The sequence below is a fragment of the Sphingomonas sp. CFBP 8760 genome (assembly GCF_014841615.1).
GTDB lineage: Bacteria > Pseudomonadota > Alphaproteobacteria > Sphingomonadales > Sphingomonadaceae > Sphingomonas.
The window spans coordinates 160,732-176,734 of sequence record NZ_JACYUG010000005.1 but is presented as its reverse complement, the minus strand read 5'-3'; the positions used below and the strand labels follow the sequence as shown (position 1 = coordinate 176,734).

Here is a 16,003-nt window from a genome sequence, read left to right as displayed (position 1 = left end):
ACACGAGTGCCGATCAGCCGGATAGTTTGGCGGCGCGGATCGTTCTGTCAGCCTTCCCGCAGTGATCCTGGAGCAGGTTTTTGACCAACGTTGCACTCGTCGCCGGTGCAGGTGGCATCATCGGCAAGGCTCTCCTCGAAGAGATTGCCGGAACGGCAGGCTGGCGTGGGGTGGCCCTGTCGCGTAGCCATGGTGAAGTTGTTGCCGACCTCAGTGACGCTGCGGCAAGCCGAGCTGCATTAGCAGGCGCAGGCGATGTCACTCACGTCTTCTATGCGGCCTATGGACCGGGCGGCGGCCTGGCAGAGGAAGACACGCGCAATTCAGCCATGCTCCGCAATCTGCTCGATGGTCTGGAGGCGGCCAGTGCCCCGATCGAGCGGGTGGTGCTGTACCAGGGGGCGAAAGTTTACGGCGTTCACCTCGGACCAGTGACGACGCCATTCTACGAGGACGAGAACCCGCGGCCCATTGGGCCGAACTTCTATTTTACGCAGGAGCGCGAGCTACAACGGCGCCGCGCTGCGGGTGGACCGGAATGGTCGATCCTGCGACCCGACGTTGTCGTCGGCGACGCAGCCGGCAATGCGATGAATATCGCGACGGTGATCGGCGCCTACGCCGCCTTGTCTGCTGCGGACGGGGCGGCTTTCCGCTTCCCGGGCTCCCGCACGACCTACGATGATTGTTTGGTTCAGGTAACGGATGCACATGCGCTGGCGCGTGCGAGCCTATGGGCCGCTACTGCCAGCGAAGCAGCGGATCAGGCGTTCAACTATGTTCATCCCCCGTTCCGCTGGCGGCGCCTGTGGGAAAAGGTTGCCCGGCATTTCGGCCTCGAGAATGGCGAGCCTATTCCATTCACGCTCGCCACCCATATGCCCGCGCTCGAGCCCGTCTGGCGCCAGCTATCCACGGGCTTACTCCAGACCGATTTCACAAAGGCGGTGGGGTGGGGCTTTGGCGACTTCATCTTCGGCACCGAAGCCGATGTAGTCTCCGATATGACCAAAATCCGTCTCGCCGGCTTCCATGAGGATCTTGACCCCGTTGATGCCTTGATCCGGGCGATCGAGCGTCAACAGGCTGCGGGCGTAATTCCTCAAATCAAACCAGTCAGCCAGATGGCGCTGTAACGGCTTGGTTCGGCGCTTCGTACGCGAGAGGGCGACGACCTTTCGCCAGCTGACGATAGCGGGTTGACCTAATCCCGGCCGCTCCCGCCCCCTTCCCCGCTCCCCACCTTCAGACGCTCGTTCATGGTCGCTCTGCCGCCTGATGTTACGGCTTCGAATATCGTGATGAACACCAAAACGTGGAAATCTTAATCGTTTTGAGTGCAATTCGAGCATAGGTATCGCTCATGCTTACAGCCCGACAGATTGACCTGGTGCAGGACAGCTTTGCCGAGGTAGTGCCGATTACCGATGCGGCAGCGGCAGAGTTTTACCGTCGCCTTTTTGAGATCGCACCCGACACCCGCGCCCTGTTCAGCCACGATATGGCTGAACAGGGCCGTAAATTGTTTTTGACCCTGGCCACAGTCGTAGACGCACTGGATCCGCTAGATACAATTGTGCCGGTCGCGCGCGAGCTGGCAATCCGCCATGTCGCCTATGGCGCACGCGAACCACATTACGCTGCAGTCGGTTCAGCACTGGTGGAAACGCTACGTGTAGGCCTTGGGCACGCGTTTGACCGTGATACGGAAGCAGCCTGGATCGCTGCCTACCGTATTCTGTCCGATACCATGCTAGCTGCGGTTCGCGCGCGAGCCTGACCTCCCATGAGCGAGATCATGGCGTACAATGACGACGGGCTGCGTGTGCAGCTTCGCGCCATGGCGACGCGCCTGACCGATATTGCCGGGTGCGTGGCATCTGAAGCCGAGGCGGCAACTGCGGTTGTGCGAGGAACCGTAGAGCAGGCTCACCGTATCGCCGATCTGGCCGCGATGTTAGCGGAAGCGGCTGGCGCGATTGAAGAGAGTGCGCGCCGGCAAGCAGATACGCTGGCCCATATCCGCGCTGGTCTGGCGATCAACAAGCCGGTGATCGATGCGCTGACGAGTTCGGCACAGGGCGTTGCCTTGATCAGTGCGGATGTATCCGTGATTGCACGAGAAAGTCAGATGCTCAGCTTCAATGCACGGATCGAGGCGGCGCGAGCGGGGGACGCAGGTCGAACCTTTGCTGTCGTAGCAGCAGAAATGTCGGCATTGACCGGCCGTACCAAGCGAGCCACCGATGACATCGGTGCCCGCGCATCAGCCATCGCGCGCGATGTCGGTGCCGCAGATAAGGTCGTTGCGGCGCATGAAGCATTGACCGTTGAGCAGGACAAGTTGCTGTGCGCATCGCTGGTTCAGGCTCAGCGTCAACGTGAGGCTGTCGCGGAATTGGCCATAATCACGGCCGACACGGCTGACGCGGCTGATCAAACGGCAACTGCGATCGGGCGTGTCGGTGCCAACGCAGTCGCGGTCAAGGTGCTGGCACGCCAGCTTGCCAAGCTCGCAAGGGTACCCCTAGATTCGACGTCAGCATGATGCATGTGGCGTGTGTTCGCCAACTTAGCTTCTGTCTCTGAAAATTCGACCCACAACGAGACGTTCAGGCACCTTTCCTCGCTCCCTGATTTCCGCCATTCGTTAATCTGGATGGTAGACTGCCAAACTGCGACGATGCGGGGTCGCTGAAACACGCATTGACGGTCTAGCACCACGTCAATGGCTCATGGCGGTGGCGACGCTGCCAGAAACCCTTTGCCGGGTTCGCCGTTGGCACCATCGGGGCATAGGGCACCGGAGTACCCAGAGATGAACGATCCGCGCGTCGAGGTTATGATCGTATCAGATGCGGCCATGACGCCATGACGATCCCGGCACTGTTCCGCCCGCTGACGGTTGGTCGGCTGACCCTGACGAACCGGATCGTGATTGCCCCCATGTGCCAGTATTCAGCGCAAGATGGCTGCATGAACGACTGGCATCTGATCCATCTTGGTCAGCTGGCGCTTTCGGGCGCAGCACTGCTGACGATCGAGGCAACCGCCGTCGTGCCAGAGGGGCGCATCACTTATGCCGATGTCGGCCTCTGGGATGACGCCACCGAGGCAGCGATGGGACGGGTGCTGGACGGCATCCGTCGGTGGTCCGACATGCCGATCGCGATCCAGCTGTCGCATGCCGGGCGAAAATCATCGACCGAGGTGCCGTGGAAGGGAGGCGCGCAACTACCCCCTGGCGCCGCTCACGGCTGGCAGACGGAGGCACCGTCCGCTCTTCCCTTCGCGACCGATGGGGCGCCACCGACAGCACTTGGCCAAGACGGACTGAGGCGGGTTCGCGACAGCTTTGCTGCCTCCGCTCGGCGCGCCGCGCGGTTGGGTATTGACGTGATCCAGCTTCACGCCGCGCATGGCTACCTTCTTCACCAGTTCCTGTCGCCGCTGTCGAACCGGCGCGAGGACGAATATGGGGGCAGCCTGAAGAACCGGATGCGCTTTCCGCTCGAGGTGTTCGACGCGGTTCGGGCCGCCTTTCCCGCTGACCGGGGCGTCACCATGCGTGTGTCAGGCACCGACTGGGTAGAGGGTGGATGGGATATTGCAGGCACGATCGCCTTTGCACAGGCGCTTGAGGCCCGCGGCTGTGCTGCCATCCACGTATCCAGTGGCGGTCTTGACCCTCGTCAGGACATCCCAGTCGGCCCCAGCTATCAGGTGCCGCTGGCACGCGCCGTCAAGCAGGCATGCAGCATGCCCGTCGTCGCCGTTGGTCTGATCAGCGACTATGAGCAGGCGGAAGCGATCGTTGGCACCGGTGACGCTGACATGATCGCGCTCGCCCGCACGATTCTCTATGATCCGCGCTGGCCCTGGCACGCAGCTGCGCATCTCGGTGCCCAGGTAAAGGCGCCGCCCCAGTATCTACGCTCGCAGCCACGTCGCTTCCGCGACCTGTTCGGCTCGCCATGATCACCCACAAACAGACATTCACATACCCTTCCCCGCCTCCCAACTTCTGACGCTCATTCATTTCCGCGCTATGACTGCTTTTGGCAGCCAGCGTATCATTCACAAATATCGCAATCTGGTGGTGAGTGGTCCGGCCGCCTTGGGGCGGTGATTTCGGCCAATGGCGGTCGCCCTAGCGCCAGGCACGGGCCCATACGCCTGAACGTGACGCCAGCGCGTCCTTTAGCAACGTCCGCTTCAAATTGCGCAACAGCTTCTGCGAGCGCCAGCTTTGGGTCAGGTATAGGGGCCCGGGCCGGGACGGCGCACCTTCGAAAACACGAACTTTTTCGCTCGGAGGCGTCATGCTACGTGCCGCTCCGGAGTGTCGGCTGGGGGATGAATCGGATTGAAGCGAGTTAAATCGGCGGTGACGGCCATGGGGTTGCTAGTCACCGCCGGGGCGTCCGCCGCGACACGGTCACCCATGGGTCTGCGGTGTACGGCAGTCACGACCTGGGCATGCGGGGAAGCAAAGACCTGCGAGCGCCGCGGCAGCGAGGTCAAAGAAAGCTACAGCTTTGATTTGGTGACGATGACGTATCAGGCACCGCACGATCGGGGAGCAATCACCGAGTTCGAAATCGACGACGGTGGCTTCATGACCTTCGTGCTCGGGGGCGGGCGGCGTTACGTCCACAAGAACGCTGACGCGGACGATCCGATGACGTCGTTCCTGTACATGTTGTCGCACGATATGCGCGAGTTGCAGTGCAACGCCCGCTACGCTCCGGATGCATCAGCGGTTGAATCCGGCGCTAGCCGCGGTCTCACCGGTCATTACTACCTGTCAGGTGTGATGGAGACGGGATCTGAGCTGGTGCTAAGTCCCGATGGAAGCTTCGCCTGGTTCATGAGCCATGGTGCCGCGGATCAGGCGGCGGAGGGCAAGTGGCGGATCGACGGCGAAATGCTCGTGCTGGACGCCGGACCCAGCGCTGGCGCAGAGCCGGCCTTCCGGCAATTGCGGCTGCGGATCGACCATGGTGCGCTGCTCCTGAACGGCGCGGGTAAGGGCCGGTACGAACGGCATCCATAAAAGCCGGAGTTGATCCTTCGTACCGGCGAGGTAACACCCCGAGCATGGATCATCGCCACCACCGCGCGACCACGGCGCCGACGCGCTCTGCCCCGAGGCGTATTCCCGTGCGAGCGATGGTCACCGCCGCGCTCGCTAGCGCTTTGGCGGCATCGCCATCCGTAGCCCAGGCCGAGCATGAGGCCGTGCTGACGCCGGCATCGCTGACGCAGGTGCTGTCCTGCCAGTCGCGCGACGCGCTCGGCACCTTCGCCGAGCTGCTTTTCCTGCAGAATCGCCCGCCGGCGTGGATGCGCCCAAGTAAATTGCCCGAGGCACTCGACGGCATGATCGGGTTGTATGGCTTCGCGGTCGAGGGAGATGTCTCGGTGTTCGGGGAGCCGGTCGACCACGTCTATTTCATGAGCGACTGGGTCATCGCGCTGCTGCCCCGCGCAAGCGCCGAGCGGGTGATTGCTGCCCAGAAGATGGCACGCGCGCCGATCGCGATGACGGAACAATATTACCGCTTCGTCGATCCCGAGACCGGGCCGATGATCGGCGGGTTCGCGCCGACCGGCGATGCGATGGCGAGAGTGTTGCTCGATGCCTTCGGTGCTGATCCGACGCCGAAGTCCACGAAGGGGCCGCCGTCGTTGACACCGAAAATGCTGCTGGTCGGGTGCAATTACGCCGTGGCGTCTCAGGAGGATTTTCTGGCTGCGACACGTGGCGCGGAGGATACAATGCGCAAGGCAGGCGCGGATATTCGGCGGATGGCTGAAGAGGGTGAGGCTCGCCCGCCACGGTGATCGTTTTGCGGCAGGCGCGCGGCCGGAAGCGACGTGTATCCGGCCGAGCTGGCAGGATGCCTTCGGATCGCGAAGATCACCACGATCGCCAAGCACTCGCAGTTTCGGAATGCTCGATGCCAGGTTTTACGCAATGGGCATTCCTACCGTCTCGTCGGGACGGGAGTTGCCATCGAGAACACGGTACGTCGATACGCCGTGTCGAGTGGGAAAGAGACAGTGGCGATGACGTTGCGCTTTGCAGCCTTGGCGACGATCCTTGGCGCGTTATTGTCGCCTGTGGCTGAAACCTGGGCAGCATCAGCGAGAGCCATATCGACGATCGACCTATCAAAACCGTTCGCGACACGATCACCCTGGCAGTTCATCGCTACCCAGGGTGAGGATGTCGAGGGTTTATCGGGCGAAGAGGCGCCAGGCCCAGTCTCGCTGTGTATCACCAACGATAACGGTCAATCTTGCCGCCCCGACGCCGACGACATCCTCACGCCACAGGACGGGAAAGATGTGTTTTCCGAACCCCATGTTCTCGGCAACGTCGCCCTGGTGCATCCCAGTGACACAACGACCCTGCTGCTCGTCGAGATCGGCAGCCTCTCGGCCATGAACGGCGATCGGCGGGTAGCAACGCAGCTGTTCGGATATGATCGCGGGCGGGATGTGTTTACCCAGGTTTACGCGCACGTGACCCGCAAGAACAACAATCAGGAAATACGGTACATCGCCAAAGGCGTACTCAGAGGATCCATCATCTCGGCCGAACCAACCAGCGACGCACCATTCGGTTTCTGGATCATCGTCAACCGGTCCGTCGCGTCGGGCGTCTACAAGCAGGTGCTGCGCTACCGCAGCGCGACGACATACGGTGACGGAAACCGTCTGGCGGTCATCGACTCCGAGATGCCGGGTATTCAACAGCGGCTCGGCTTGTGGAGGCCAGGACAGCCCTTGCCGCTGCCGCAGTCCGGCTGCGCCAATCCTCATATGCTGGATGGTGCATTGTGGTGTTGATGCCGTGACCTCCGGCCGGCCTATCCAGATCGCACTTGCTCCACACCGTCCCGACATCCGTCATGATGCCCGGGACGGTGCGAAGAGCTGCTGCTAGATGATGCGGTCGGTCTAGAAGCGGACCATGCTCTCGAGTTCGTTAGCACGGGTCGCAGTCTTCATGACCAGGCAGGTGCTGTTGATCGTCTCCTGATCAATCTTGCACTCATAGTCCCGGGCCTTCAACCACGAACGCTGCGCGGTACGAAGGGCCAGGCGCTTGTCCGGCGTCTTCGCCAGCTGACGCATGACTTGCTGATATGCCTTGTTCAATCGCGCGTCCTGGGCGGCGATCTCAGACTGGGCGCAGATACCCTGTTGCACCGTGTTTGTTCCCGCTCGGGACGCACAGGCGGTGTATCGATCCGAGATACCCGCCGGCGCCACCTGGGCAAGCGCGGGACTACCGGCGGACACCAGAAATGCCGCTGCCGCCAAAAATTTTAACTTCATTGAATGTTCCCCTGCTGCCATGATCGTTGCGACACCAATGTAGTTACGATCCCCGCCTCGTGTCCACGCGCCGGCGCCAACGCCTCAAGCCCTTTGCCACTCCAGCACGTAACCGCTTGTGAATCCACGACTGTCGATGCGAGAAACATGACGAAGATTGCCCTTTTCCTCGCGACCGCTGGGCTTCTCACCGGACCCGCAAGGGCCAATGACAGCACTGCGGAGCGTGCGGCCGGTGGCTTGGTCCTGACCCGCACGGACGCGATCGACATGGTCTCCGAAGACCTGTTCGTGTCGGCCGGACTGGTGAAGGTGCGCTACGTCTTCCGTAATCGCACCGCGGCCGATGTCCGTACCACCGTTGCCTTTCCGATGCCCGACGACGACCTTGCCCAACGCGACTATGCTGACGTTGCCGTCCCAACGGAATTCGCGACGTTCGTCGGCGGCAAGACAGTGAAGATGTCGGTCGAGCGCAAGGCGATGGTGAGGGGTGAGGACCGTACGTCGCTGCTGGCGGAACTGGCCGTTCCGCTTACAGGCGACATGGATCTGCAGCTTGACCGGCTCGGCCGGCAGGAACGTCAGCGACTGATCACGGCAGGGCTGGTCGTACCGGAAGACGGCGGCGATGGCATGGCGGGACATCTGGAGCCGCTCTGGACCGTCAGGGAAACGTGGCACTGGGACCAAGTCTTCCCTGCCGGTCGCGACCTTATCGTCGAACATCGATACGTACCCGGCACCGGCGGAAGCGTCGGCACCGACCTTGTCGCGTCCAGCTATCGGCGGAGCGGGCAGGGCAAGGCTTATGTCGCGCGCTATTGCGCCGATGCGCGCTTTCTGGCGGGTGTCGCCAGGCTTGCCGAACACGCAGGGGCCGCATCCGCTGCTCTCCCAGAATATCGTGTGGGCTATGTACTCAAGACGGGTGCCAACTGGCGTGCGCCGATCGGCAGTTTCCGGTTGGTCGTCGACAAGGGTGCGGCCGCGAATCTCATCAGTTTTTGTGCGGACGGCGTGCGTAAGATATCGCCGACGCAGTTTGAAGTGCGTCGAACGAACTGGCGCCCCGATCGCGACCTGTACGTGCTGATTGTGACGCCGCGCTGATGATTGACAGCTGGGTTTGCAGGCGTCGCGGAGATGCCGCTTCCTCATGATAGGAGGACGATTGCTTGATCGGGTTCCAGACCATTCTTGCCCGTGTGGTTCAGATACCGACGGCTGGCAGGCTACGGACCATCTTTATCCGTTATCGTATATCCTAGGTCCTCTCGTGCAGCGTTCCATTGCCCCCGCAGAGGATCGAGAAAAGGACGCCAGCATGGTCTCCTCCGACCCCGTCGCATGGAGTTCCGGAAAAACCGTGGCGGGGCGGATTGTCTCAGTGACACTTCCTGTCGCCACAGTTAGTTAGTTCGCGTGCAGGCCATCCGGCATCTTCTGACGCAACGCCACTTGGCCGTGCTGATCTGCGCGGCGACGCTGCTGCTGAAGCTGCTCGTCCCGACCGGCTACATGATCGCAAACGATCACGGCCGCTTCGCCATCACGATCTGCTCGGGCATCGCACCCGCAGCAATGACGATGGGCATGTCTGAGATGCATGGCGATCCCGCAGACCACGGTAAGTCGAGGGATTATGGCAAGGCGGAGATGCCCTGCGCGTTCTCCGGGCTGTCAGCGGCGGTCATAAGTCCGATCGATCCGATCCAGCTTGCCGCACTGATCGCCTTCGTCTTGGCCATGGGGATAGCGGCGACCGTTCTGCCGGCCCCGTCGCCACCAGCGTTCCTGCGACCACCCTTGCGCGGGCCCCCGGCTTACCTCTGACCTGTCATTCCGCGTCGCCTCACGCGACGCGTCCGTGAACTGCGGCCCAGTGCGCGTCTCGCGCCGGGCCGGTCGAAGGTATTGCCATGATCCGAACTTACCTGCTGGCCGGCGCTGCGGCGCCGTGCCTGCTGCTGGCCTTTCCGGCTGGCGCACAGATGCGAAGCAACGACGCTACCTCTGAAGAACGCACCGCTGCCACGATCATCGTCAACGGCCAGCGTGATCCACTCAAACTGAACGATCAGGCGCAGGCAGGGAGCCGGCTTGGCCTGACGATCCGCGAGACGCCGGCGAGCATCGAGGTGCTGACGCAGGAGAATCTTCAGGTGCGCGGCCTGCGCACCGCGCGTGAGACGTTCAACGATGTGGTGGGCGCTATTGCCGGCAACGTGCCGGGCAATCCGGCGGTCGTCTCCATGCGCGGCTTTGCCGGCAATACCGTATCGATCCTCCAGGACGGCGTACGGGTGTCGGCATCGACCGTCGTCCAGCGTGACAGCAACAACTGGCACTATGACCGGATCGAGGTCCTCAAAGGGCCGGCCTCGGTCCTTTACGGCGAAGGGGCATTGGCCGGCGTCATCAACAAGGTAACGCGCAAGCCGGTCCTGGGCGAAAGCCATCTCGACACGCTCCTGTCCGTCGGGAGCTTCGACACGGTGCTCGCGGCCAGCGGGGTCAATCTGCCGGTGTCCTCGACGATCGCGGTGCGCGCAGACGCGAGCTACCAGCGGTCGGACAGCCTCTACGATGTCGACAACAACGACACCTTCTCGGCTGGGTTGACCGCAAGCGCGCTGTGGCGGCCAAGCGACCGCCTGTCACTACTGGTCGCGGTCGATCATTTCGAGGATCGCTACGATGCGACCTATCAGGGCCTGCCGCTGATCCCTGGCCAGTATGCGCTGCGTCCGACCGACGCGGTAACGAGTGCGAACGGCCTGGTCGCCGATCGCGCACTGCGACGCCGCAACTACAATCCGCAAGGGGCCTATTCCGGCGCCAACGAGACAACGGTTCGCTCAAGACTGGACTGGTCGATCGGCAGCGGCTGGACGTTCGCGCTCGACCTGACCGGCTACACCGCGAAGCGCGACTTCCTGCTGGCGGACAGTCAAACCTTCGTCGCGCCCACCACGGCGTTTCCGAACGGCAGCTTCCGCCAGACCTATCAGGATTTCCGCCACGATCATCAGTTCTGGAACGCGCGCGGGGTCGTCGGCAATGACAGCGTCATTGGGGGCCTGCGCAACCGCTTCAGTCTGGGCGTCGAGCATAACGACACTGATTTCGTCAGCCTCCGCCAGACGGCACCTATGTCCGCCTTGCCGGTGGTGGACGTACGCAATCCGGCGATCATACCCCTGCCCATGGGAACGGCGATCTTCACCGCCGGCAACGTCACCTTCGATTCCAGACTGAAGCAGACCTCTGTCTTCGCGGAAGACGCGCTGAACCTGACACCCAAATGGCTACTGGTGGGCGGGGTACGCTGGGACCACATGACGCTCGACCGGGCCACGATCCAGAATGTGACCGGTGAGGTAGATCGCAACAGCCCGACCTTCGATCCGATATCATGGCGCGCAGGAACGACCTGGGACGCGGGCGGCGGACTGACCCTCTATGCGCAATACACGACCGCGGTATCGCCAGTGTCGTCGATCCTGCTCGCCTCGATCGCCAACAGCCGGTTCCGGCTGACCAAGGGGCGCGCCTACGAGGCCGGGTTCAAGGCGAGCGGCTGGGGTGGACGGGCAAGCGTGACCGGCGCCACCTACCGCATCGAGCAGAAGGACATCCTCACCCGCGACCCGAACAACCCGGCGCTGACGATCCAGGGCGGGCGCCAGTCATCGCAGGGGGCCGAGCTGTCGGCGGTCGTCGTGCCAGTGAAGGCCCTGCGCCTGTCGGGCGGCGTCTCCTACACCGACGCGCAATATGACGAACTGTCGGAGCTGGTGAGTGGCGTGCGGATCGACCGGCGCGGCAACCGTCCGATCAACATTCCCTCGACCACGGTCAACGCCTCGGCGCTCTACACGATCGCCGGCAAGGTGACGCTAGGCGGATTCCTCCGCCACGCCAGCGCTTTCTACACCGACACCGCCAACACCATCCGCGTCGCCGGCCATACCGTGATCGATGCCAGCGTGTCGTTCCCGGTTGCCCCACAGGCGACCGTGACGCTGCGCGGCCGTAACCTGACAGACGCCTTCTACGGCGAGTATTCCGGCTACCCGACCACCAATATCTATATCGGCGCGCCGCGATCGTTCGAGGTTGCGCTGGCGACGCGGTTCTGACGATGACCGGGCATCAGCGATCAACGGCATCGGGTGCGCGTATCCTCGTGCGTCGCGTCCATCTCTGGCTGGGGCTGAGCCTGGGACTGCTGTTCGCGGTGCTGGGTCTCACCGGATCGGCGCTGGTGTTCTACACCGGTATCGACGCTGCGCTTCACCCCGCGATCCAGGCCGGGCAGGACAATGCTGCGCCCGGCCTGACCGCACCTGTCTGGGACCGCGCACTGGCGACCGGACGCAGCCGCTGGCATGATCCGGGCGGCAAGTGGACGTTGGAGGTGACACCCGAGGGTGGTTTGATCCCGGCGCGCTACTACCCGGCCCCCGGCCGTCACGGCGACCGCCAGATGATCTGGTTCTCGGCCGATGGCAGACGGATCGTTCGTGCCGAGCCGTGGGGCCGCTACCTCATGAGCTGGCTCTACCAGCTCCATATGCAGCTGCTTGCAGGCGAGATCGGCAGTCAGGTGGTAGGCTGGTCGGGTGTGGCCATGTTGGTGCTGCTCGTCAGCGGCGTGCTGGCCTGGTGGCCTCGCGGGAGTTGGCGCAAGGCACTCGCTTTCAAGCGTGACACGGTGCCGATCCGACGCTTGCGCGACCTTCACAAACTGTCCGGCCTATGGAGCATGTTGCTGCTGTTCGTGCTGGTCGCGACCGGCGTGTTGCTGGCGCTCCCCACTGTCACGCGGGTCCTGTTGGCACCGGCAGCGATACCGGCCCCGAAGTCGAGCGACGACGCAGCCAGGCAGATCACGGTCGTTCAGGCGCTTGGCGCAGCGCATCGGGCGCTGCCAGACGGCCGCATCATGTTTATCGATGTGCCGAATGCCCGTGACGGGGCGATCCGGGTACGGCTGCAGGTGCCCGGCGACCCCCATCGACGTTTCCCCGGCAGCTATGTCTTCATCGACCAGTTTTCGGGCCGGCTTCTGGCGGTGCATGATGTTCGGCGTGCGGGCACCGGCACCACCATGGCAGCCTGGGTGCGCACATTGCACGATGGAACGATCGGAGGCCTGGCGACACGCGTCCTTGCTGTCCTGCTTGGCTTCGTGCCCACGCTGCTACTCGCAACCGGTATCCTTCACTGGCTGCGCCGCAGGAAGGCCGCATCCTCTGGCAGGCCATCATAGCCGGGATCAAACACGTTGGTTCCAGCAAGACCCAAAAGTGGACGTTCGCGGACATATTTCGACACCTCGAAATCAGACGTTCATTCATATTCCGGAATCAAAGCTGACGGCGACATCGTCGACGGGCGTCAGCCGCACGGAACCAGCGGCTTCCCGGAACGCTCGCGTATGATCGGAGCATGATGCTCCGCCAAGCGAGGAGCCTGCGCATGTCGACCCCCGAGGATCTGAAGGACATCTACGTCGACGAGATGAAGGACCTCTGGTCCGCCAACGACCAGATGCTCAAGGTGGTGAAGAAGATCACGACCAAGGCAAGCGACCCCAAGCTGAAGGAGATGCTCACCACCTCGCACGAGGGCATCACCAAGCACACGGCCGTACTGAAGGAGCTGATCGCCGGCCAGGACGAAAAGGTCTCCAAGGAGCATTGCAAGGGCATGGAGGGTCTCGTTGCCGAGGCAACCAAGCACGTGCTGGAGGAAGGCCCCAAGAAGGGACCGCTCCTCGATGTGCTGATCATCGCGCAGTATCAGCGGATGACCCACTACGGCATCGCCGGGTTCGGCACCGCTGCAGCCTATGCGGAAGCGCTCGGCCTGAAGGACGACGCCAAGCAGCTGAACGACGCCACCAAGGAAATCTACGGTGGCGACGAGTTCATGACCAAGCTCGCCGAGACGTCGGTCAACCTGCAGGCAGAGGACGCCTGAGCCGTCCGGTCAGGCCGGCACATGCCGGGCGGACCGCAACCGCACAGCAGGAAATGACCCCGGCCATGATACCAAATGCTATCTTCGACACACGCTGTGAGGGTGAAATGGCCGTTTAACAGCTAGTTCAACAGGTCGACCTCGACCATGAGGCCATCTTCATCAACGTCGAGGGCAGCAGCTACACGTCCGGCCCTGAACAGGCGGGATCAAACACTTATTCAACCGTTCGAACGGCAACCATGATTTTGGCAACCACCAAAACGCTGACTATTGTCGGCAAAGACATTCACGATATCAGCTTCTTCTACGCAGAGATAAACCGCGTCTTCATGGCGGAGGAGAATTGGAAGCTCGGCGAGAGTTTGGACGCGCTGGATGATATGCTGCGCGGTGGCTATGGTGCCATTCGGGGATATCCGTGTGTAAAACTGGTCTGGAAAGATATCGGCGTTGCCCGTTCGAGCCTCGGACTGGAAGCGACGCGGACATACCTGCGAGCGAAGCTTGAACGACCTGACCTATACAACGTTGATTGGATCAATGATCAGCTTGCGGCGCTGGAAGCCGGCACCGGTCAGACTTACTTCGAGATCATTCTTGAGATTATTGCCGGACACCAAAGCATCGAACTTGTCTCTGACGAATTGAGTCCCATAATGCCGGCACACCAGCCGTGAAACGCCAGAGGAGATTTTCTCCGATTTTCGTCCGCGTGGTTCGCTTCGTCGTGCTATTTACCCTGAGCCTCATTCTTGCGGCCGTTTGCTCTGCATTGCTCGCTCAGGAAGGTGCGTTGGGCTCCTGTTTTGAGGGGAGTTGTGGGTACATTGGCACCTTATTCTGCTTGCCTATCCTGACGATCGCCTTTTACATATTCTTTGGAAAACTCACGAACCGGTGGCTTAACCACAGGTGACTTCCACCATAGGCGAACATGCCGATATTTGCCGAGTGAACCGCATAGAGTTTGATGGAGCCTCCGCCTTTTGACAGGCAGAGGCCATATGAAAAGGGCGACCCACGATCGGCCATTCCACGCGGCTTGAGGCGTTACTGAAATCGGACCCTTGTTCATTCGGAGCGGGTGGGGTCCTCATCCAGCGTAGCGACACCCATCAAAGGATGCATGACGAACGTCCAGCCGTCACCGCCAACGATCATCAGGCGCAGTGACTGGCGATCTGCGGTGCAAAGAAGTGAGGCCGCTCCTGATGAAGCTGGCAATGAGACGGTCGTACCGTCCTGACGAATACCGGTTGCCCAGCCGCGACGTCCGGCGTGGATCTCGGCAGCAAGTCGCTGTAGCGCCGTTTCCAGCGCAGTGCGGGCGTGGAGACCGGTGACCCATGCGTAGCCAACGGGTGCCAACACCGGTGGTAACATGGTACTTCGACTGGAAGTCGCGCGCGGCTGCTCAACAAGGCGACGGGGTTGTTCGTTTATTCGATGAAGAGGACGGACGCCCTCCATATTCATCATGCGTGTAAACTCATCCATGATCGTTTTCTAGTTCCTGTAGCCGGCAAGCGGGCTGTCAATAGATGCAAGCGGCCAAGTGCTGCGATCCTACAGCGCTACGTGGAATACGCTGGGCTTTCGGGGCAATGCCCAGCTCGAATGTCGATCGTCCATCAGGATTGAGCACGATCGTCGTCCGACGTGCCTCCACCTTTGAACGTGTCGGCCATGCGCCGAAAACCATCAAGCATGCGGGCGTCCAGATCGTTGATAGCCCGGCCAATCCTTGATTCCGAACCGAGGGCCTCATCGACCTTGCGACCGATCCCTGACATCTCCTCGTAGAGTTTACTTGTCCCCTTGCCGCGCTGCCCCGCCAGATAAGCACGTGACGCGACCGCCAGGAAGCCGGATCTCGTCATGCCCTGAGCATCCGCAGCCTCGTCAATGGCCTTGATCAGACGCTCACCCATCGAGATCGTCAGGCGGACCGGCGTATCGTCGACGTCAACGTCGACCCATAGAAGTTGCGCGCCTCCTTGAGCCGCCTCGTCACTAGATGACGGGGACGGCCATTCCATGTCGGCGGTCTCGAGAGACAGCAATCGCTCCCGAAGCGCAGCCCGTGCTTCCCGCAGCAGATCGGGAATGTTGGTGGCATGGACCGCGAGATCGTCGAAGTCGATGAACGCTGCCGTCGCCTCGACGACGCCGTGCTGGAGACGTGCTGGATACGCGACCGTCGTCATTCCTGATCCTTTTTTACGTACATTTACATAAACCAGTGAACCGCAGGCGAGTTCACAACGTTTGGCTGATAATTCCACGACCTCACCGTGATCCGGGCCTGAACAAGGAAACAGACCATGCGCTACGTAGCCATAGCGGCAGCCGTATTGAGCCTGGCAGCATGCGACGGGCCGAAGGAACAGACTGGCGAGGCCCAGGATCGCGCCAATGCCAACGCAGCTGGCGTTGAATATGAGGGCAATGGTCCAGCAGAGCGAACCGGTGAAGCACAGGATCGTGCCGAAAAGGCAGCCCGCGAGAGCGTCGATGCCCGTCAGGACCAGATCAAGACGGAAGCCGACACCCAAGCCGACAAGCTCGAAGAGCAGGCCAAACAGCTGCGTGACGAAGCCAAAGCCCGCGCCGAGGCAGTCGGCAATGCCACCACAACCCGGTAACGAACGTAAGGAAA

At 61.9% G+C, this 16,003-nt stretch carries 17 protein-coding genes; 14 read left to right on the top strand and 3 right to left on the bottom strand.

Annotation, left to right across the window (positions count from 1 at the left end; translation table 11 throughout):
• The first annotated feature begins 80 nt into the window (after positions 1-80).
• The 7 genes from IFT82_RS08760 to IFT82_RS08730 all read left to right on the top strand — a co-directional run bounded on the left by IFT82_RS08760 (position 81) and on the right by IFT82_RS08730 (position 6,858).
• Complete coding sequence (locus tag IFT82_RS08760) at positions 81-1,136, top strand: NAD-dependent epimerase/dehydratase family protein (RefSeq protein WP_192125924.1); 1,056 nt, start codon at positions 81-83, stop codon at positions 1,134-1,136.
• 227 nt (positions 1,137-1,363) lie between these two features.
• Complete coding sequence (locus tag IFT82_RS08755) at positions 1,364-1,780, top strand: globin family protein (protein WP_192125923.1); 417 nt, start codon at positions 1,364-1,366, stop codon at positions 1,778-1,780.
• 6 nt (positions 1,781-1,786) lie between these two features.
• Positions 1,787-2,548 carry a methyl-accepting chemotaxis protein gene (locus tag IFT82_RS08750; protein ID WP_192125922.1) on the top strand — a complete coding sequence of 254 codons (762 nt, stop codon included), beginning with the start codon at positions 1,787-1,789 and terminating at the stop codon, positions 2,546-2,548.
• A gap of 323 nt (positions 2,549-2,871) precedes the next feature.
• Positions 2,872-3,978 carry an NADH:flavin oxidoreductase/NADH oxidase gene (locus tag IFT82_RS08745; RefSeq protein ID WP_192125921.1) on the top strand — a complete coding sequence of 369 codons (1,107 nt, stop codon included), beginning with the start codon at positions 2,872-2,874 and terminating at the stop codon, positions 3,976-3,978.
• A gap of 418 nt (positions 3,979-4,396) precedes the next feature.
• Positions 4,397-5,056, top strand: coding sequence for a hypothetical protein (locus IFT82_RS08740; RefSeq protein WP_207105764.1), 660 nt, complete (start codon positions 4,397-4,399; stop codon positions 5,054-5,056).
• A gap of 116 nt (positions 5,057-5,172) precedes the next feature.
• Positions 5,173-5,847, top strand: coding sequence for a hypothetical protein (locus IFT82_RS08735; protein ID WP_207105763.1), 675 nt, complete (start codon positions 5,173-5,175; stop codon positions 5,845-5,847).
• Positions 5,848-5,880: 33 nt separating this feature from the next.
• Positions 5,881-6,858, top strand: a complete 978-nt coding sequence (locus IFT82_RS08730) for a hypothetical protein (protein ID WP_192125918.1) — start codon at positions 5,881-5,883, stop codon at positions 6,856-6,858.
• A gap of 111 nt (positions 6,859-6,969) precedes the next feature.
• On the opposite strand, the gene IFT82_RS08725 is transcribed toward IFT82_RS08730, so the two are convergent.
• Entirely contained in the window at positions 6,970-7,371 is a 402-nt protein-coding gene (locus IFT82_RS08725; protein WP_207105762.1) for a lysozyme inhibitor LprI family protein, read from the bottom strand.
• 126 nt (positions 7,372-7,497) lie between these two features.
• Here IFT82_RS08725 and IFT82_RS08720 point away from each other — a divergent pair, with 126 nt between their 5' ends.
• The 6 genes from IFT82_RS08720 (at position 7,498) to IFT82_RS08695 (ending at position 14,021) form a co-directional block, all read left to right on the top strand.
• The gene (locus IFT82_RS08720) at positions 7,498-8,463 is read left to right on the top strand and encodes a DUF4424 family protein (RefSeq protein ID WP_192125916.1); all 966 of its coding nucleotides are present in this window, start codon (positions 7,498-7,500) and stop codon (positions 8,461-8,463) included.
• A gap of 354 nt (positions 8,464-8,817) precedes the next feature.
• Positions 8,818-9,186 carry a DUF2946 family protein gene (locus IFT82_RS08715; protein ID WP_342355082.1) on the top strand — a complete coding sequence of 123 codons (369 nt, stop codon included), beginning with the start codon at positions 8,818-8,820 and terminating at the stop codon, positions 9,184-9,186.
• 86 nt (positions 9,187-9,272) lie between these two features.
• Entirely contained in the window at positions 9,273-11,495 is a 2,223-nt protein-coding gene (locus IFT82_RS08710; protein ID WP_192125914.1) for a TonB-dependent receptor, read from the top strand.
• Positions 11,496-11,497: 2 nt separating this feature from the next.
• On the top strand, positions 11,498-12,628 hold the full coding sequence (locus IFT82_RS08705) for a PepSY-associated TM helix domain-containing protein (protein WP_192125913.1): 1,131 nt from the start codon (positions 11,498-11,500) through the stop codon (positions 12,626-12,628).
• 209 nt (positions 12,629-12,837) lie between these two features.
• On the top strand, positions 12,838-13,341 hold the full coding sequence (locus IFT82_RS08700; RefSeq protein WP_192125912.1) for a YciE/YciF ferroxidase family protein: 504 nt from the start codon (positions 12,838-12,840) through the stop codon (positions 13,339-13,341).
• 242 nt (positions 13,342-13,583) lie between these two features.
• Positions 13,584-14,021: a barstar family protein gene (locus IFT82_RS08695; protein ID WP_192125911.1), complete on the top strand. Its 438-nt coding sequence runs from the start codon at positions 13,584-13,586 to the stop codon at positions 14,019-14,021.
• Positions 14,022-14,415: 394 nt separating this feature from the next.
• Here the strand turns inward: IFT82_RS08695 and IFT82_RS08690 are convergent, their stop codons facing one another.
• Together IFT82_RS08690 and IFT82_RS08685 are read right to left on the bottom strand one after the other, a co-directional pair.
• Complete coding sequence (locus tag IFT82_RS08690; RefSeq protein ID WP_192125910.1) at positions 14,416-14,841, bottom strand: hypothetical protein; 426 nt, start codon at positions 14,839-14,841, stop codon at positions 14,416-14,418.
• A gap of 134 nt (positions 14,842-14,975) precedes the next feature.
• Complete coding sequence (locus IFT82_RS08685) at positions 14,976-15,551, bottom strand: type II toxin-antitoxin system HicB family antitoxin (RefSeq protein ID WP_192125909.1); 576 nt, start codon at positions 15,549-15,551, stop codon at positions 14,976-14,978.
• Between the two features lie 117 nt (positions 15,552-15,668).
• Between IFT82_RS08685 and IFT82_RS08680 the strand changes: the two genes are divergently transcribed.
• A complete protein-coding gene (locus IFT82_RS08680; RefSeq protein ID WP_192125908.1) occupies positions 15,669-15,989 on the top strand; it encodes a hypothetical protein in 321 nt (106 codons plus the stop codon).
• Positions 15,990-16,003: the final 14 nt, after the last annotated feature.